The organism is Bradyrhizobium sp. HKCCYLRH3097 (assembly GCF_051167875.1).
GTDB lineage: Bacteria > Pseudomonadota > Alphaproteobacteria > Rhizobiales > Xanthobacteraceae > Bradyrhizobium.
The window spans coordinates 689,615-707,115 of the sequence record NZ_JBNPTX010000002.1 but is presented as its reverse complement, the minus strand read 5'-3'; the positions used below and the strand labels follow the sequence as shown (position 1 = coordinate 707,115).

18 protein-coding genes are annotated in these 17,501 nt (G+C 66.5%); 16 read left to right on the top strand and 2 right to left on the bottom strand.

Annotation, left to right across the window (positions count from 1 at the left end; all coding sequences use genetic code 11):
- Positions 1-427 precede the first annotated feature (427 nt).
- On the bottom strand, positions 428-2,233 hold the full coding sequence (gene recQ, locus ACQR0U_RS08955; RefSeq protein WP_315712574.1) for a DNA helicase RecQ: 1,806 nt from the start codon (positions 2,231-2,233) through the stop codon (positions 428-430).
- Between the two features lie 253 nt (positions 2,234-2,486).
- On the opposite strand from recQ, the gene ACQR0U_RS08950 reads away from it, so the two are divergent.
- The 14 genes from ACQR0U_RS08950 (at position 2,487) to dhaK (ending at position 13,761) form a co-directional block, all read left to right on the top strand.
- Positions 2,487-2,696 carry a hypothetical protein gene (locus ACQR0U_RS08950; protein WP_434842925.1) on the top strand — a complete coding sequence of 70 codons (210 nt, stop codon included), beginning with the start codon at positions 2,487-2,489 and terminating at the stop codon, positions 2,694-2,696.
- Positions 2,697-3,344, top strand: a complete 648-nt coding sequence (locus tag ACQR0U_RS08945) for a 4'-phosphopantetheinyl transferase family protein (RefSeq protein WP_315749848.1) — start codon at positions 2,697-2,699, stop codon at positions 3,342-3,344. It abuts the gene before it with no gap.
- A 331-nt stretch (positions 3,345-3,675) separates the two neighbouring features.
- Positions 3,676-5,007 (top strand): ABC transporter substrate-binding protein, encoded by a 1,332-nt coding sequence (locus ACQR0U_RS08940; protein WP_315749849.1) that lies wholly within the window; start codon positions 3,676-3,678, stop codon positions 5,005-5,007.
- A gap of 124 nt (positions 5,008-5,131) precedes the next feature.
- Complete coding sequence (locus ACQR0U_RS08935; protein ID WP_316225358.1) at positions 5,132-6,094, top strand: carbohydrate ABC transporter permease; 963 nt, start codon at positions 5,132-5,134, stop codon at positions 6,092-6,094.
- Entirely contained in the window at positions 6,091-7,044 is a 954-nt protein-coding gene (locus tag ACQR0U_RS08930; protein ID WP_315712568.1) for a carbohydrate ABC transporter permease, read from the top strand. Before ACQR0U_RS08935 ends, ACQR0U_RS08930 begins: the two co-directional genes overlap by 4 nt.
- The gene (locus ACQR0U_RS08925) at positions 7,041-7,259 is read left to right on the top strand and encodes a hypothetical protein (RefSeq protein WP_315712566.1); all 219 of its coding nucleotides are present in this window, start codon (positions 7,041-7,043) and stop codon (positions 7,257-7,259) included. Before ACQR0U_RS08930 ends, ACQR0U_RS08925 begins: the two co-directional genes overlap by 4 nt.
- Before the next feature lie 4 nt (positions 7,260-7,263).
- Complete coding sequence (locus ACQR0U_RS08920; RefSeq protein WP_434842926.1) at positions 7,264-8,376, top strand: ABC transporter ATP-binding protein; 1,113 nt, start codon at positions 7,264-7,266, stop codon at positions 8,374-8,376.
- Positions 8,369-9,379, top strand: coding sequence for an ABC transporter ATP-binding protein (locus ACQR0U_RS08915; RefSeq protein WP_434842927.1), 1,011 nt, complete (start codon positions 8,369-8,371; stop codon positions 9,377-9,379). The genes ACQR0U_RS08920 and ACQR0U_RS08915 overlap by 8 nt, the downstream gene beginning before the upstream one ends.
- A 3-nt stretch (positions 9,380-9,382) precedes the next feature.
- The gene (gene dhaL, locus ACQR0U_RS08910; RefSeq protein WP_434842928.1) at positions 9,383-9,994 is read left to right on the top strand and encodes a dihydroxyacetone kinase subunit DhaL; all 612 of its coding nucleotides are present in this window, start codon (positions 9,383-9,385) and stop codon (positions 9,992-9,994) included.
- Positions 9,991-10,389 carry a dihydroxyacetone kinase phosphoryl donor subunit DhaM gene (gene dhaM, locus ACQR0U_RS08905; protein WP_284416623.1) on the top strand — a complete coding sequence of 133 codons (399 nt, stop codon included), beginning with the start codon at positions 9,991-9,993 and terminating at the stop codon, positions 10,387-10,389. The genes dhaL and dhaM overlap by 4 nt, the downstream gene beginning before the upstream one ends.
- A gap of 12 nt (positions 10,390-10,401) precedes the next feature.
- Positions 10,402-10,704, top strand: a complete 303-nt coding sequence (locus tag ACQR0U_RS08900) for an HPr family phosphocarrier protein (RefSeq protein WP_315749853.1) — start codon at positions 10,402-10,404, stop codon at positions 10,702-10,704.
- 2 nt (positions 10,705-10,706) lie between these two features.
- Positions 10,707-12,326, top strand: a complete 1,620-nt coding sequence (ptsP, locus tag ACQR0U_RS08895) for a phosphoenolpyruvate--protein phosphotransferase (RefSeq protein WP_434842929.1) — start codon at positions 10,707-10,709, stop codon at positions 12,324-12,326.
- Entirely contained in the window at positions 12,323-12,775 is a 453-nt protein-coding gene (locus ACQR0U_RS08890) for a hypothetical protein (RefSeq protein WP_315712557.1), read from the top strand. Before ptsP ends, ACQR0U_RS08890 begins: the two co-directional genes overlap by 4 nt.
- Positions 12,772-13,761 carry a dihydroxyacetone kinase subunit DhaK gene (gene dhaK / locus ACQR0U_RS08885; RefSeq protein ID WP_315749856.1) on the top strand — a complete coding sequence of 330 codons (990 nt, stop codon included), beginning with the start codon at positions 12,772-12,774 and terminating at the stop codon, positions 13,759-13,761. The genes ACQR0U_RS08890 and dhaK overlap by 4 nt, the downstream gene beginning before the upstream one ends.
- Positions 13,762-13,773: 12 nt before the next feature.
- Here the strand turns inward: dhaK and ACQR0U_RS08880 are convergent, their stop codons facing one another.
- Positions 13,774-14,550 (bottom strand): GntR family transcriptional regulator, encoded by a 777-nt coding sequence (locus tag ACQR0U_RS08880; protein WP_316203805.1) that lies wholly within the window; start codon positions 14,548-14,550, stop codon positions 13,774-13,776.
- 66 nt (positions 14,551-14,616) lie between these two features.
- Here ACQR0U_RS08880 and ACQR0U_RS08875 point away from each other — a divergent pair, with 66 nt between their 5' ends.
- Both ACQR0U_RS08875 and ACQR0U_RS08870 read left to right on the top strand, forming a co-directional pair.
- A complete protein-coding gene (locus ACQR0U_RS08875) occupies positions 14,617-15,936 on the top strand; it encodes a M20 family metallopeptidase (protein ID WP_434842930.1) in 1,320 nt (439 codons plus the stop codon).
- Entirely contained in the window at positions 15,936-17,486 is a 1,551-nt protein-coding gene (locus ACQR0U_RS08870; protein ID WP_434842931.1) for an ABC transporter substrate-binding protein, read from the top strand. Before ACQR0U_RS08875 ends, ACQR0U_RS08870 begins: the two co-directional genes overlap by 1 nt.
- The last annotated feature ends 15 nt before the right edge of the window (positions 17,487-17,501 follow it).

Here is a 17,501-nt window from a genome sequence, read left to right as displayed (position 1 = left end):
GCGACGGGCGCGTTGCTCCGCAGCCGGGTGTCAAAGCCCGCGCCGACGAACGGAGCGATGCGACGGCGAAGTGGTGTGGTCCTGGCATCGCGGTGCTGATGCCAAGCCGGCGGTGATGATGATCCGCCGGCGACGGGGGCAAGACAGCCGATCCCCGGGGAGAGCGCCTATAAGTCGTCAAACCGTCGCGCAGGGAAGGCCGGATATTGGGCTGAACCTGTGGTTCTGCCGCGTGCTTTTTGCTGCACGCGGACCGCGGGTATCAGCTGATACCCGGTCTTCCCTGCGCCTCTTCTTCGAGGAGAAGGGGACTTCAGTTGCATAACCCGGGCGTCATCAGCGGCGGGATCGCGAGGCCATGTGTGAGCCATGTGTGCCGTCTGATCGTCGAGCGAAGGAGCCGCGGTGCTGCTGGACGATGGCCGGCTCAGGCGCCCGCATCATGCGCATTGATCACCGCCACGAAGGCCTCGCCGTAGCGCGCGAGCTTGACCGTGCCGGCACCGGGGATGCTCGCAAGCTCCGCGACGGAGCGCGGATGGCGGGCCGCCATTTCGGCCAGCGTCTTGTCGTGGAAGATGACATAGGGCGGGACGTTCTGCGCCTTGGCGAGCTCCATCCGGCGTACGCGCAGCTTCTCGAACAGGTCGCGGTCGAGGTCGGGAAATGCCGCCGTGGTCTGCCGCTCCCGGGATTTGCGGTCGCGCCGCGACTTCTTCAGCACGCGCAGGCTGAGCTGCGGCTTGTCGCGCAGGAACTGGCGACCCTCGGGCGAGATCGACAGGCCGCCATGGCCGGCGACGTCGACGCTGATCAGACCATGCGCGACGAGCTGGCGGACGATCGAGCGCCAGGCGTTGCGGTCGTGCTCCTTGCCGATGCCGAAGGTCGAGAGCTTGTCGTGGCCGAGCCGTTCGATGCGCTCGTCGGTCTCGCCGAGCAACACCGCGATGACGTGGGCCTGGCCGAAGCGCTCGCCGGTGCGGTGGATGCAGGACAGCAGCTTCTGCGCGGCGATGGTGCCGTCGAAGGTCTCCGGCGGGTCAAGACAGATGTCGCAATTGCCGCACGGCGCGCAATCGTCGCCGAAATAGCGCAGCAGCACCTGGCGGCGGCACTGGCAGGTCTCGGCGAAGCCGAGCAGCGCATCGAGCTTGCGGCGCTCGGTGCGCTTGCGCGCATCGGGCGCGTCGGACTCATCGATGAAGCGGCGGCGCAGCGCGATGTCCTCCGCCCCGTACAGCATCAGAGTCTCGGAGGGCAGGCCGTCGCGCCCGGCGCGGCCGGTCTCCTGGTAGTAGGCCTCGATGCTGGAGGGCAGATCGGCATGAACAACGAACCGCACGTCGGGCTTGTCGATGCCCATGCCGAAGGCGATCGTGGCGACCATGATCAGGCCCTGCTCGAGCTGGAAGCGGCGCTGGTTCTTCTCGCGCGCCTTCATCTCCATGCCGGCATGATAGGGCAGCGCCGGGAAGCCATGATCGCTGAGCGAGGCGGCGACTTCCTCGGTCTTGCGTTTGGACAGGCAATAGACGATGCCGCTCTCGCCCTCGCGCGATTTCAGGAAGGCCAGCATCTGCTGCATCGTGCTGGTTTTCTCCGCTGCGCCATAGCGGATGTTCGGCCGGTCGAAGCCGGCGATGAAGCTGTTGCCGTCGCCGATCGAAAGATGCTCGACGATCTCGGCCCGCGTCGGCGCATCGGCCGTGGCGGTGAGTGCGATGCGCGGGATGGTCGGGAACAGCCCGGCGAGGCAGTCGAGGGCGCGGTATTCGGGACGGAAATCATGGCCCCATTGCGAGACGCAATGCGCCTCGTCGATCGCGATCAGCGACAACCGTGCGGTCTTGAGCCGCTCGAGGTTCTCCGCCTTGAGCAGCGTCTCGGGTGCCATGTAGAGGAGATCGAGCTCGCCGCGTTCGATGTCCTGCCACAGCAGGTCCTTCTCGGCGCCCCAGAGCCGCGAGTTCAGCGCCGCGGCCTTCACGCCGGCCTGCCGGAGCGCGGTGACCTGGTCCTCCATCAGCGCGATCAGCGGCGAGATGATCAGCCCGAGGCCGGGACGCGCCAGCGCCGGGATCTGGTAGCACAGCGACTTGCCGCCGCCGGTCGGCATCAGCACGAAGGCATTGTGGCCGGCGATCACGTGCTCGACGATGTCGCGCTGCCGGCCGCGGAAACTGTCGTAACCGAACACGGTCTTGAGGATCGAGAGCGGATCGGCGGCCATGGGAACGCACTTCTTCGGCAGACAGAGGGACTGGATAAGTCCCGTTGCAGCCCGCTGCCGTCAAGCAAAAGCTGGCCGCCGACGCGCATGTCAGCGGGGCCGAAAAGCATGGACCGGGGGACAGCGGCCGGGGCGCGTTGGACAAGCCGGCGAGTTTTGGCAGAATCGACTTGCATCGCAGTATGTTCTGATCCTGATCCAACCATGGGGCTCCCGGGGGGAGCCGGGTGCATTGGCACCTCGCCGGGCGCAAGTGCTGGTCGATGCCGATCCGCAGTGGTCGGTGGTGCAGCTCGCCGAGCGGCAGCGTGCGCTCGCCATGCAAAGCTCGGGGGCGTGGCGCCGCGAGATCGCGAGACATGTTGAATCGTTGGAATTCGCTTCGACGTCGCCGTTTCGTATACGGTGGCGGCTGGTCGAGGCCGGTCCGCAAAGAGACGCGCGTGCAGAGTTGGTGATGTGAGTGCTTGCAAATCTGTTTGACGGTCCGGTCGTGGTGGCGGCGTCCAGCCTCTCGCTGGCGGAGGATGAGCTGTTTCCCGAAGAGCGCGCGCATATCCAGGCCGCGGTCGCCAAGCGGCGCGCCGAGTTCGCGACCGCCCGGATCCTGGCGCGCAGGGCGCTGGCGTCGCTGGGAGCTTCGCCGGTCGCGCTCGTCCCGACGCCGGATCGCGCGCCGGTGTGGCCGTCGGGCTATGCGGGAAGCATCTCCCATTGTGCCGATCATTGCGCCGTGGCCGTGGCCCGAAGCAGGGATGTCCCGTCCCTTGGACTGGATGTCGAGGACCTGCGCGAGCTCGATCCGTCGATGCGCGATCTTGTGCTCACGCCGGCCGAACGGCAATGGCTTCGCGGCCAGCCCGACGCGTTGCAGCCGATGCTGCCGATCGTGATCTTCAGCGCCAAGGAAGCCTACTACAAATGCCAGTATCCGCTCACGCGCGGCTTCCTGGATTTCCAGGATGTCGAGCTCGCGATCGCATGGGCGGCGGGCACGTTCGAGGTGCGTGTCATGAGAGAGGATTGGCCGGCCGCCGTTGCTCGCCTTGCCGGACGCTTCTTCATCGCTGACGGCCGGGTCAGTTGCGGCGTGACGTTGGCGAAGGGCTGATCACGCGGATGCAGCCTGGAGTTGGGCCGCGCCTGCGTCCTGGCGGCGGCGCCGGAGAGCCACGCCATCGCCATCCCGGCAAACCTCCGGACGACGAGCAGCTTACCGCAGTCGCTAAACATGATGCGCTGCAAACGTCGCGAAAACGCGCTTGACATGTTTAGTCGTTCGCAATCTACTAAACAAAATACTTAACTCGGACGGATGATCCGAGGGCCAGGGGAAACGCTTGCGGCTCGCGCTGTCGTTGTGACGGCGCCGCTCGCCGCGGGCCATGCATCGCCGTCACCCACGCGAAGCGGGGACGGCGCCAACAGGGAGGGAGTGCCAGATGAAGTTGCTGCAGACATTTGCACTGGCGGCGACGGTCGCCGCCGCGACCGTGCTCGGCGCGTCCGCGCCGGCACGCGCCGAAGGAAAGACGATTACCTTGTGCTGGGCCGCCTGGGATCCGGCCAATGCGCTGGTCGAGCTGTCCAAGGACTTCACCGCCAAGACCGGCGTCAACATGAAGTTCGAGTTCGTGCCGTGGCCGAACTTCGCCGACCGCATGCTCAACGAGCTCAATTCCAAGGGCAAGCTGTGCGACCTGATGATCGGCGATTCGCAATGGATCGGCGGCGCGGCCGAGAATGGCCAATACGTCAAGCTCAACGAGTTCTTCGACAAGGAAGGCATCAAGATCTCCGATTTCATGCCGGCCACCGTCGCCGGCTACGCCGAATGGCCGAAGGGCTCGCCGAACTACTGGGCGCTTCCGGCGATGGGCGACGCCAACGGCTGGACCTATCGCAAGGACTGGTTCGCGCGGCCGGAGATTCGCGAGGAATTCAAGAAGAAATTCGGCCGCGAGCTCGAGGTGCCGAAGACGCAGGAAGAGCTGAAGGACATTGCCGAGTTCTTCCAGAAGCGGGTGATCGACGGCAAGACCGTTTATGGCGCGGCCATCTTCACCGAGCGTGGCTCGGAAGGCATCACCATGGGCGTCACCAACGCGCTCTATCCGTTCGGCTTCAAGTATCAGAACCCGAAGAAGCCGTATGACATGCAGGGCTTCGTCAACTCGGACGATGCGGTGAAGGGCCTCGAGTTCTACAAGGCGCTGTACAAATGCTGCACGCCGCCCGGCTATTCCAACGGCTACATGCAGGAAGGACTCGATGCCTTCAAGTCCGGCCAGGTCGCGCTGCAGATGAACTGGTTCGCCTTCTTCCCGGGCCTTTACAAGGATCCCAATGTCGGCGGCGACAAGATCGGCTTCTTCGTCAACCCCGCGCAGAAGGAGAAGGGCTCGCAGCTCGGCGGGCAGGGCATCTCGGTGGTGGCATATTCGCCTAACCGCGCCGAAGCGCTCGAATATATCAAGTGGTTCGCCGCGCTCGACACCCAGAAGAAGTGGTGGGCGCTCGGCGGCTACAGCTGCCACAAGGGCGTGCTCAACGATCCCAACTTCAAGAACACCGCGCCGTTCGCCGCCGACTTCCTGGTGGCGATGGACCAGGTGGTCGACTTCTGGGCCGAGCCGTCCTACGCCCAGCTTCTGCTCGCGATGCAGAAGCGCGTCCACGACTATGTCGTCGCCGACCAGGGTACGGCGAAAGGCGCGCTCGACGGGCTGATCGCCGACTGGACCAAGGTGTTCAAGGAGGACGGCAAGCTGTGATGGAGGCGGCACCTCTCGCGCAAGCGAGATCCGCCACGACGATCCCTCCGGCGAGCTTCGGCTTGCCGGGCGGACCAGCCAGTCTCACCGCCAGCCCGAAGCCGCCAGTGAAGCAGCCCCTCGCATGACCGACCAAACCGGACTGAGCAGCCTCGTCGACCGCGCCGCCCTGGTGACGCCGCCCGCCGTGGCGGGGCGCGTGCGCGGCCTGTCCGAGCGCGCCATCGCCTGGCTATTCATCATGCCGACCATGCTGCTGCTGCTCGCGATCAACATTTTCCCGTTGATCTGGACCATCCGGCTGTCCTTCACCAATTATCGCGCGAACCGTCCGAACGCCACCGTGCTCGATATCGGACTCGCCAACTACCAGTCGATCCTGACCGATCCGGACGTCTGGGCGGCGATGACGGTGACCGCGCGCTTCGTGTTCTGGACCATCCTGATCCAGACCCTGCTGGGCTTTACGCTAGCGTGGCTGATCGACAAGAAGTTCCGCGGCCACGGCCTGTGGACCACCTTGATCCTGCTGCCGATGATGCTGTCGCCGGCTGTGGTCGGCAACTTCTGGACGTTCCTCTACCAGCCGCAGATCGGGCTCTTCAACTACGTCATCTCCGCCGTGACGGGCGCGCCCGCATCGTCTTTCCAGATGCTGGCGCAAGTGCCGCTCGCGCCCTGGGCGATCGTCATCGTCGACACCTGGATGTGGACGCCTTACGTGATGCTGATCTGCCTTGCAGGTCTCCGCTCGATTCCCGACTACATCTATGAGGCGGCCGAGGTCGATCGCGCCTCGCCGTGGCGGCAGTTCTGGTCGATCACTTTGCCGATGGCGCTGCCGTTCATCATGCTGGCGGTGCTGTTCCGCGGCATCGAAAACTTCAAGATGTTCGACATGGTCAACCTCCTGACCGGCGGCGGTCCAGGCTCGACGACCGAGGTCGCCTCGATCACCCTGAAGCGCGAAGCCTTCGAGAAGTGGCGGACCGGCTATTCCTCGGCCTTCGCCATCATCCTGTTCGTCACCGTGTTCGGCCTCGCCAACATCTACGTCAAGGCGCTCAACCGGGTGAAAAGCCGATGACCGGTCTCGCAACCGCCCATTCCGTCGTCGATCCGTCGCCACTGACCAAGCGGATCGCGGCAACCGTGGTGATCGCCTATGCGCTGATCACTCTGGTACCGCTGCTGTGGATCTTCATGACCGGCTTCAAGTCGCCGTCGGACGCGATCGCCTATCCGCCGAAGCTCGTCGCCGAGCCGAGCCTGGAGGGCTATTGCAACCTGTTCACGACCCGGACCCGGCAGGCGCCGGAGTACATGGCCAAGCTGCCGCCGGCTGCCAGTCTGTGCGACCGCATCTCGCGCGGCCGCAACATGGTGGTCGCGGGTCCATCGAACTACATCCCACGCTACGTGAATTCGCTGGTGATCGCGTTCGGCTCGACGGCGCTGTCGGTCGTGCTCGGCACGCTGGCGGCCTACGCCTTCTCGCGCTTCAAGGTGCCGTTGAAGGATGATCTGCTGTTCTTCATCCTGTCGACCCGGATGATGCCGCCGATCGCGGTCGCGATCCCGATCTATCTGATGTATCGCGAGCTCGGCCTGTCCGACACGCGGCTCGGCATGATCCTGCTCTATACGTCCGTCAACATCTCGCTCGCGGTCTGGCTGCTCAAGGGATTCATGGACGAGATCCCGCGCGAATACGAGGAGGCGGCGATGGTCGACGGCTACACCCGCCTGCAAGCCTTCTTCAAGGTCGTGTTGCCGCAGGCCACCACCGGCATCGTCGCCACCGCGATCTTCTGCCTGATCTTCGCCTGGAACGAATATGCCTTCGCGGTGCTTCTGACCTCGGGCACGGCGCAGACCGCGCCGCCCTTCATCCCGATCATCATCGGCGAGGGCGGCCAGGACTGGCCGGCGGTCGCGGCGGGCACCACGCTGTTCCTGATCCCGATCGTCGTGTTCACGGTGCTGCTGAGAAAACATCTGTTGCGCGGCATCACCTTCGGAGCGGTGCGCAAATGAGCGAGATGGCACAAGATCAGCCGGCCAATGCGGCGCACTCGCGCTGGCCCCGGGCGCTGCGGCGCGGCCCGATGGAGACGCTGGCGACGATCCTCATTGCGGCTGGCGTGCTGATGCTGCTGCAGCCGTTCGCACTGGTGCTCTACACCTATTCCTTCATCACCACGCTCGCCGGCGTCGTGATGTTCACCATCGTCTCGAAGTTTCCGGACTGACGCCATGGCCGAGATCCGGATCGAGAATCTGTTCAAGGAGTTCGGCGGCCTTGCCGCCGTGCGCGGCACAAGCTTCACGATCGCCGACGGCGAGTTCTTCTGCCTGCTCGGTCCGTCTGGCTGCGGCAAGACCACGACGCTGCGCATGATTGCGGGCCTGGAGCTGCCGACCTCGGGGACGATCAGGCTCGGCGGCGAGGACGTCACCTTCCGCCGCGCGTGCGAGCGCGACATCGCCATGGTGTTCCAGCTGTTCGCACTCTACCCGCACATGAACGTGCGCCGGAACATCGCTTTTCCCCTGGTCTCGATGGGGGTGCCCAAGGGGGAGATCCGGCGGCGGGTCGAGGAAGCCGCGCGCATCCTGCGCATCGACCATCTGATCGACCGTCCGGTGAGCGGGTTGTCGAGCGGCGATCGCCAGCGCGTCGCGCTCGGCCGCGCCATCGTCCGGGAGCCGAAAGCGTTCTTGATGGATGAGCCGCTCGGCGCGCTCGATGCGGAGTTCCGTCACATCATGTGCGGCGAGCTGCGCGCCCTGCACGACCGGCTCAAGGCCACCACCGTGTTCGTGACTCACGACCAGCTCGAGGCGATGTCGATGGCCGACACGATCGCGGTGATGAATCGCGGCGTCGTGGAGCAGCTCGGAACGCCCCAGGAGATCTACGACCGTCCCGCCACCATGTTCGTCGCAGACTTCATCGGCTCGCCGGCGATGAACTTCATCCGCTTCGCGGGCAGGCTTGGCGCCGGCGCGAACTGCGTGCGGATCGACGGCGCCGAGATCGGCGTGCCCGAGCTGCGCGAGGATGCCGAGAGCGATGAGCTGATCCTCGGCGTGCGGCCGGAGCAGGTGGCGCTCAGCGCCGAAGGCGGGCTGCGCGGCGAGGTGTTCGGCACCGAATATCTCGGCACCACCCAGATCATCACCGTCACGACGTCTCATGGCATCGTCAAGGCGCGCGCGCCCGCGGCGGTCCGGGTGCAGCGTGCGGAGCCGGTCGGGCTCAGCTTCCGCGCCGACCGGCTGTCGCTGTTCGACGCCGCCACGGGCCGCGCGGTCCGCACCGCGCTGTATGAGCAGCCGGTGAGAGGAGGGCGCCATCATGGCTGAGACGCGGCTCAACGCCGTCAGCAAGTCGTTCGGTTCCAAGCCGGCGGTACGGGATCTGTCGCTGACCATCCGCGACGGCGAGCTCGTCGTGCTGCTCGGGCCGACCGGTGCCGGCAAGACCACGACATTGCGGCTCGTGGCCGGCCTCGAGATGCCGGATCGCGGCAGCGTCACCATCGGCGGTGTCGACCAGACGAAGGCGACGCCGGCCGCGCGTGACGTCACGTTCGTGTTCCAGCAATATTCTCTCTATCCGCATCTGTCGGTGTACGACAATCTGGCTTTTCCACTGCGCTCGCCTATGCGCAAGATTGCGGAGGCTGAGATCAGGCGCATCGTCGGTGACGTCGCGGCGATGCTGCGGATCGAGGACAAGCTCGGCAACCGCGCTACTCAGCTCTCCGGCGGCCAGATGCAGCGTGTGGCGATCGGCCGCGCGCTGGTGCGCAGACCTGCGATCGCGTTGCTCGACGAGCCGCTGTCCTCGCTCGACGCCAAGCTGCGTTCCGAGCTGCGCATCGAGCTCAAGCGTATCCAGCAGGATCTCGGCGCCACCATGCTTTACGTCACCCACGACCAGATCGAGGCGATGACGCTCGCCAACCGCATCGGCGTGATCGAGCAGGGCCGGCTGGTGCAGGTCGGCAGCCCGCGGGAGGTCTATGAGGATCCGGCCAATACCTATGTGGCGACCCGGCTCGGCAGTCCCGGCATCAATCTGCTGCCGCGCGGGCTGTTTCCGGATCTCCCGGTGCCGGGCGACGTCGCGACGATCGGCGCGCGCACCGAGCACATGACGGTCCGGCGCGCCGAGAGCCGTGCAGACGCACGGGTGAAATGGATCGAGCATCTCGGCGATCAGAATCATCTGCATATCACGCTGCAGGACCAGACCATCGTCAGCCTGGTGGAGCCGGATACGGAATTGAAAGTCGGCGACTCCGTCGCTATCGAGTTCACCCGGCCGCTGCTGTTCGACCGGGCGGGCCAGCGGGTGAGATAGACAATGGACCAGGCGTTCAAGCGCAAGCTGATCGTGGCGATGGCCGATGCCATCATCGCCCATGCGGAGGAGCTGACCGCGCTCGACTCGGCGATCGGCGACGGCGATCACGGCCTCAACATGAAGCGCGGCTTCGAGGCCGTGCTCGCCGATGTGGACAATATCTCCGCCAAGCCTCTTCCCGAGGCGCTGAAGGCGGTCGGCATGGCGCTGGTGATGAAGGTCGGCGGTGCGTCCGGTCCGCTCTATGGCACGCTGGCGATGGGACTTGGCAAGGCGCTGCCATCAGAGCCATCTGCCGCCGAAGCGGCGGCGGCGCTCGGTCGCGCCATCGCAGACGTCAAAGCGCGTGGCAAGTCGGAAGCAGGGCAGAAGACCATGCTCGACGTCTTGATCCCGGTGCAGGCAGCTCTTGCGGCCGGTGGCGACGATCTCGATTCCCGGCTGCCCGCGATCGCCGCCGAGGCCGCCGACGCGACGGTGCCGATGCTGGCGATCCGCGGCCGTGCTTCGTTTCTCGGCGAGCGCTCGATCGGGCACATGGATCCCGGCGCGCGCTCGTCCAGCCTGCTGGTGCAGGCGATCTGCGGCGTATTCAATGAGGCCTGGGCATGAGTGAGCAGAAGAATGTCGGCATCGTCATCGTGTCGCATTCCGCCAAGGTGGCGGAAGGCGCGGCCGACATGGTCCGGCAGATGGTCGGCGACAGCGTGCCGCTCGCGGCGGTCGGCGGCAATGCCGATGGCGGGCTCGGCACCGATGTCGGCGCCATCATGGGCGCGATCGACAAGGCATGGTCGGAGTCGGGCGTTGCGATCCTGGTCGATCTCGGCGGCGCCGAGACCAACAGCGAGATGGCGGTGGAGATGATGCCGGAGGAGCGGCGCGAGCGCATCGTGATCTGCAACGCGCCGCTGGTCGAGGGCGCCGTGATGGCGGCGACGGAAGCTTCCGGCGGCTCGCCGCTCGATGCGGTGCGCGCGACCGCCGAAGAGCTGATGGGCGGATGAGCGGGAACGACAATGGCTGACGGTGGAGAGATCGGCATGCAGGAAGCGAAGGCGCACGCGCTGCTGACCAACGAGGTCGGGCTGCATGCGCGGCCCTCGGTCAAGCTGACCCAGCTCGCCAAGCGCTTTGCGTCGAGCATCGAAGTCGCGATCGCGGCCGACGGGCCCTGGACCGACGCCAAGAGCCCGGTGAAGATCATGCGCGTCAAGGCCGCCAAGGGCGAGACGCTGTTCCTGCGCGCCAATGGAACCGATGCCGAGGCCGCCATCGCCGCGCTGGTCGATCTGGTGAACCGCAAGTTCGACGAGGAGTGACGATGGAGCGGCGTATCTTCGGGCGGGCGGCGTCGGACGGGATGGCCATCGGGCCCGCCGCGATCCTGCATGCGCTGGAGGGCGCCAGCCGGAGCAAAGGGGCGATCGCGGAGGAGCATGAAGCGCTCGCCACAGCGGTCGCACATGCACGCGAGGCCGTGGCCGAACTGATCGGCAGGCTCGAGGGAGACGCGGCCGAGCTGATCGGCTTTCAGCTCGCGCTGCTCGAAGACGACGCGCTGACAGAAGCGGCTTACGTCCAGATCGAGGGCGGCGTCGCTGCGGATGCGGCCTGGCGCGCGACGATGGCGGAGGAGATCGCGGGATACGAGTCCGCTGAGGACGAGTATTTTCGTGCTCGCGCCAGCGACCTCGGCGACATCCGGGACCGCGTGCTGCGGCACCTGTTTGGCCTGCCGCAGAACGGCGAAGTGCAGAAAGGGGCGATCGTCGTCGCGCATGATCTGGCGCCATCGGCTTTTCTCGCCATCGACTGGACCAGCGGCGGCGGCATTGCGCTCGGCGAGGGCAGCCCGACCAGTCACGTCGCGATGCTGGCGCGCGGCCGCGGCGTGCCGATGGTGGTCGGGCTCGGTCACGATTGGGACAAGCTGACAGGGGATTTGCTGGTCGATGGCGGTCGCGGTGTCGTCATTGCCGATCCCAGTGCGCAGCGTATCGCCGCCGCCCGGGCGGAGGATGCGACCGCGTCGCGCCGCAAGGCGGACGCGATCGCGCGCCAGCACGAACCGGCACTGACGCGCGACGGCACCCGCGTCTCGGTGCTCGTCAACATCTCCGGCCCTGCCGACATGACGCTGCTTCCGGCCGCAGCCTGCGACGGCATCGGTCTGGCACGCACCGAGTTTCTCACCGGCAACCTGCTTCACGACGAGGAGGCGCAATATCACGCCTATGCCGAGCTTGTGCGCTGGGCCGAAGGCCGGCCGGTCACGATCCGCACGCTCGACGCGGGCGGCGACAAGCCGATTCCGGGCTACACGATCGATGGTGAGAGCAACCCGTTTCTTGGCCTGCGTGGCCTCCGTCTGTCGTTGCGTCATCCCGAGATCTTCCGTGTTCAACTGCGCGCGCTGGCGCGCGCCGCTGCGCTCGGACCGCTCAAGGTGATGCTGCCGATGGTGACCAATGCAGCGGAGCTGGACGTCGCGCGTCGCCATCTCCGCGCCGTGCTCGCCGAATTGGCCGCCGGCAACGTCGCGTTCGCCGCGCCGGCCTTCGGGATGATGGTCGAGGTGCCGGCTGCTGCGTTGGCAGCGCATGACTTCGCTGCGGACTTCTTCTCGATCGGCACCAATGATCTGACCCAATACGCGACCGCTGCTTCGCGTGACGGCGCCGAGGTCGCCGACTATGCCGACGTGCTGCATCCCGGGGTGTTGGCGATGATTGCCCATGTGGTGCGCGCCGGTCGCGCGCGGGGCGTGGACATCTCGATCTGCGGCGACGCCGCCGGTGATGTCAGAGCCATGCCGGCGCTGCTTGAGCTCGGTGTGCGCGCGCTGTCGGTCGCGCCGGGCCTGCTGCCGCTGGTGAAGGCGGCGATCCGCGAGCTTGACCTCGCCAAGGGCACGGAAAAGACCGCGGAAGAGGGCGCATGAGTGACCAGGATGCATCGGGGGCCGCGAGTCCGCTCGCCGAATACAAGGCGATCCTGCGCGCGGTCATCGACAGCCGTCCCTCCGGTACACGGCAGCGGCTGGCGGAGGCGATCGGCAAGAATCGCAGCTTCATCTCGCAGATCGTCAATCCGGCCTATGCGACGCCGATCCCGCTGCAGCATCTCGAGACCATCTTCCACATCTGTCACTTCTCGCCGCATGAGCAGCAGGCTTTTCTGACCGCCTACCGCGCCGCCCATCCGGGCCGGCTGGACGAGGTCGAGGCGCAGCGGCCGATGCGGCGCCTCGTGGTCGAGCTGCCGGACTTCGGCGACCCCGCGCTCAACGCCCATGCCGACCGCATCATCACCGGCGTCGCACGCGGCATCACCGCGCTGATCTCAGCCAACGAAAACAACGACGACGCCGAACCGGGAGGGAAGCCATGAAGAAGCTGATCAACGCCGTTTCCGACGTGTTGACCGAGAGCCTGCAGGGTTTTGCCGCCGTGCATGGCGACATCGTCACGCTGGGCGAGGACAACAAGTTCGTTCGCCGCAAGAGCCTCAAACCGGGCAAGGTCGCGCTGATCTCCGGCGGCGGCTCCGGCCATGAGCCGCTCCACGCCGGCTTCGTCGGGCCGGGCATGCTCGATGCCGCCTGTCCGGGCCAGGTTTTCACCTCGCCGACGCCTGACCAGATGCTCGCGGCCGCGCAGGCCGTGGACACCGGCGCGGGCGCGCTGTTCATCGTCAAGAACTACGAAGGCGACGTGATGAATTTCGCGATGGCCGCGGAGATGATGGAGGGCAAGGTCGCGACCGTCATTACCGACGACGACGTCGCGGTCGAGACCTCGACCTATTCGACCGGCCGCCGCGGCGTTGCCGGCACGCTGATCGTGGAGAAGATGCTGGGTGCTGCGGCCGAGCAGGGCCGCGATCTCGACGCGCTGAAGGCGCTTGGTGACGACGTCAACAGGCGCACCCGCTCGATGGGCGTGGCGCTGACCTCATGCACGGTGCCGGCCGCGGGCAAGCCGACCTTCACGCTCGGCGAGGACGAGATGGAGATGGGGGTCGGCATCCATGGCGAGCCCGGCAGGCGCCGGGTCAAGCTGGCGTCCGCGGACGCCATCGCCGAGGAGATGATGGGCGCGATCCTGGCCGATCTTGCAGCGAAGCCCGGGACTCCGTGCCTGCTGCTGGTCAACGGCTTCGGGGCCACGCCAGCGATGGAGTTGTACGTGATGGCCAATGCGGCGCGGCGCATCCTGGAAGGGCGCGGGCTCGCCATCGCGCGCGGGCTGGTCGGCTCCTACGTCACCTCGCTCGACATGGCCGGCTGCTCGCTCACCGTGACCGCGCTCGATGATGCCTCGCTGGGCCTGTGGGACGCGCCGGTGCACACCGCGGCGCTGCGCTGGGGCTGCTGAAGCGATGCGTGCTCAGCGGATCTCGTTCGAGTAGTAGTGTTGCGCCGTCGTGGCGCGGTGCTGGCTGAGGATCGCCAGCGCGCCGGTCTGGTCGTAGGCTTCCTCGTCGATCACGAGCACGGCGCTCGGAGAGGGCAGGCCGAGCAGCTTGCGGTCCTCCTTGGTGGCGACCTCGGCCGTCACCTTCTCGCGCACCGCGGCGATCCGGATGCCATAGGCCTCGAGCAGATGCCGGTAGATCAGGGCAGGGACTTTCTTCGGCTCGGCCGGAAATCCCGCCACGCGGCTCGCGACCATTGAGATCCGCGAATGCAGCACCGGCGCGCCAGCGACGCGGCGGATGCGATGAAGATGCAGCAGCGGCTCGCCCTCGGCCATCGCGAACAGCGCCGCTTCGTCTGGCTCGGCGGCGCGTGTCGTCACCGACAGCACCTCGGCCTCCGAGTGCAGCAGGCTGCCGTCCGCGCCGAGCAGGCGGAAGTACCGGAAGAAGAAGCTGAGCCCATGCTGCGACGCGCGGCCCGTCACCACCGTGCCGGTCTTGCGCCGGCGCATCAGCATGCCGCCCGCGGTGAGGTCGGCCAGCGCGCGGCGGATGGTGCCGACGGCGACGCCATATTGATTGGCGAGCGCGACCTCGCCGGGCAGCACTGTGCCGGGCGGCATGTCGCCGATCAGGATCGCCTCGGCGATCTGGCGCTTGACATGCTCGTAGAGCGGCACCGGCAGCGCGCCTGGACCCGCCCCCACCCCGTCTGCCGCTTTGCTGGCCACAGCTGCCTTTTTCATGGAATTGACAAACGCCGCGTCGTGAATTCTATTTCTATATAGAATATAGGATAGAGCTGGCGGCAAATGATTTCTGAGGGCATTCCAGCGGACCGGGGCGCGCGCAGCCTGGCCAGCGCTTTTGCCGCGATCGACGCCATGGCCGAGACGGCGGTCGAGGACCTGCGGAAGATGGTGGCGGTCGACACCAGCTTTCCTCCGGGGGGCGGCTACGATGCATTTGCCGACGTGATGGAGCAGCTCGCTGCCCCGCTGGCACTGGATAGCGAGCGCGTGATCGTTCCGGAGGACCTATGGCGCGCACCGGGCGCGCGCGGATCGCGGACGAATCTGATCGCACGGCGCCGCTCCGGCAGACCGGTGCTCGGGCTCTATTTCCATGTGGACACGGTACCGGCGGCGCCCGGCTGGGCCGCCGATCCGCTGCAACTGAGCCGCGACGGTGACCGTCTGATCGGACTCGGCGCGGCCGACATGAAGGGATCGATTGCGGCCGCGCTGCTCGCACTCCGCGGCGCGGAGCAGACCGGATTGCCGCTGGCCTATGATCCGATGTTGCTGCTGTGCACGGACGAGGAGGCAGGGCTCTATCCCGGCGTGCGTTACCTTGCCGAGCAGGGCCGTCTCGAAGGGCATATTCTGAATTTCAACGGCAGCGCCATGCCGCGGATCTGGGCCGGCTGCTTCGGCCTGTTCACGCTCACGGTGCGGGTTCACGGCAAGGCAGCGCATGCCGGCGAGCAGCGCCGCGCCGGCGCCAACGCGATCGAGGCGGCGCTGCCGATCCTCAATGCGCTCGCGGCCCTCGAGCCGGTCATCGCGCAGCGGACGTCGGCGTTGCCGCCACCGCCGCAGGCGGCTGGACCGCTCGCCGCGAGCCTCGACATCTCAGCCATTCATGGCGGCCAATGCGGCGGACAGATCCCCTCGCTGGTCGAGATTCTCCTGTGCCGCCGATACGCGCCCGAGGAGGACTTCGCCGCTGCACGCCGCGAGATCGAAACGGCCGTCCGGCAGGCGGCCGGCGCCGTCGACGTCGAGATCATCCTCACCGGCCATCTGATGCCGACATCCGATCCCGGCGGGCCGCATTGGCCGCGCTGGCAGCAGGCGCTGTCGGCCGGTTTCGGCTATGCCGCGGAGGACTTCGCTCGCTGGGGGGCGGCCGGCTGCTCCGATTTTGGCTGGGTGCAGCAGGCCACGGGCGTGCAGGAGGTGCTGCTCACGGGCCTCGGCAGGCCCGATAGCCGCATTCATGCGCCGGGCGAATCCACGACGCTCGCCGACATCGTCGCATTGGCGAAATCGGTGCTCGCCTATCTTGCAGCCGAGTTCCGTCCCGAACTCTGTCCCGAAGCCATCACGCCTGAAAAGGACTTCGCCTGATGCCGTCCGTGACCCGTCGTCATTTCCTTGCCGGCTCCGCGCTCGTGCTTGGTGCTCTGCCGCAAGTCTCTCTCTCTGCCGAGGTGCCGAAGCACGGCGGCGTGTTGCGGATCTCGGTCGACCAGGGCGCGGCGGTCATTCATCCGCTGCTCGCGCGTGTCAATCCGGAATACCTCATCACCGAGCTGCTCTATTCCAACTTGACCCGGTTGAAGCCGGACATGTCGGTCGAGCCGGACCTCGCCTTGTCGTGGCAGGCCGGCGCGGGGCTCACCGAGTGGACGTTCAGGCTGCGGCCCAATCTCAGTTTCCACGACGGCTCGCCGCTGACGGCGGAGGATGTCGTCGCGACCTTCAAGGCGATCCTCGATCCGAAGACCGCATCACCGGCGCGCACCAATGTCGGCCCGATCAAGGATGTCGCTGCCGTCGATGCGTCGACCGTGCGGTTCACGTTGTCGGTTGCCTTTGCCGATTTTCCGGTCGCGCTCGCCTACAACAATGCGCGCATCGTGCCTGCGAAAGTCGTTGCTGCCGATCTCGCCAGCCTCGCCACAAAGGCGAATGGTTCAGGGCCGTTCAAGCTCGTGTCCTATGAGCCGGACCGCAAGATCGTCGTCGAGCGCAACCCGGCGTATTACGATCCGGCGCGGCCTTTGCTCGATCGCGTCGAGATTCTCGTCTATCCCGACCGCACCGCCGAAGCATCGGCTCTGATTTCGGGCGACATCGATCTCATGTTGTCGACCACGCCCGGCGAATATGAGCGGCTCGGCAAGGCCAGCGGCGTCAAGGCGGTGCGGGTCCCCTCGGGGCAGTTTCTGAACGTCAACATGGGCTGCGATCAGAAGCCGTTCAACGACGTTCGCGTGCGCCAGGCGCTGGCGCTGACCATCGATCGCGAGGCCATGGCCGGCTTCGTGGCCGGCGGCTACGGCACGCCCGGCAACGACACGCCGCTGAGCCCCGCCTACCGGTTCTATCAGGACAGCAAGCTGAAGAAGCCCGACATCGCGAAAGCCAGGCAATTGCTCGCCGATGCCGGCTATCCCTCCGGCATCGATCTGACGATGGTGGCATCCGACAAACCGGACACGCGCACGCAGCTCGGCGTTGCGATCCGCGAGATGGCGGCACCTGCCGGCTTCCGCATCAACGTTCAGACGATGCCGCATGCGACCTATCTCGACCAGGTCTGGAAGAAGGGCAATTTCTACGTCGGCTTCTACAACATGCAATCGACCGCCGACGCGGTCTTCAAGCTGCTCTACACCTCGGATGCCGCCTGGAACGAGACACGCTGGAACAATGCGCGCTTCGACGAGATCGTCAATGCGGCGCGTAGCGAGACCGACGATGCCAATCGCGCCGCGCTCTATGCGCGGGCCCAGACGATGATGAGCGAGGAGGTGCCGTCGGTCATTCCGGTCTTCTTCGACATCCTGGCGGCGCAGCGCGCCTATGTGGAAGGATACCAGCTGCATCCGCGCGGATCGGTGTTCCGGCTCGATCTCGTCTCGCTCGGCGCAGGCGCGCCCAAGCGCAGCTGAGACGGGATCCGAGCG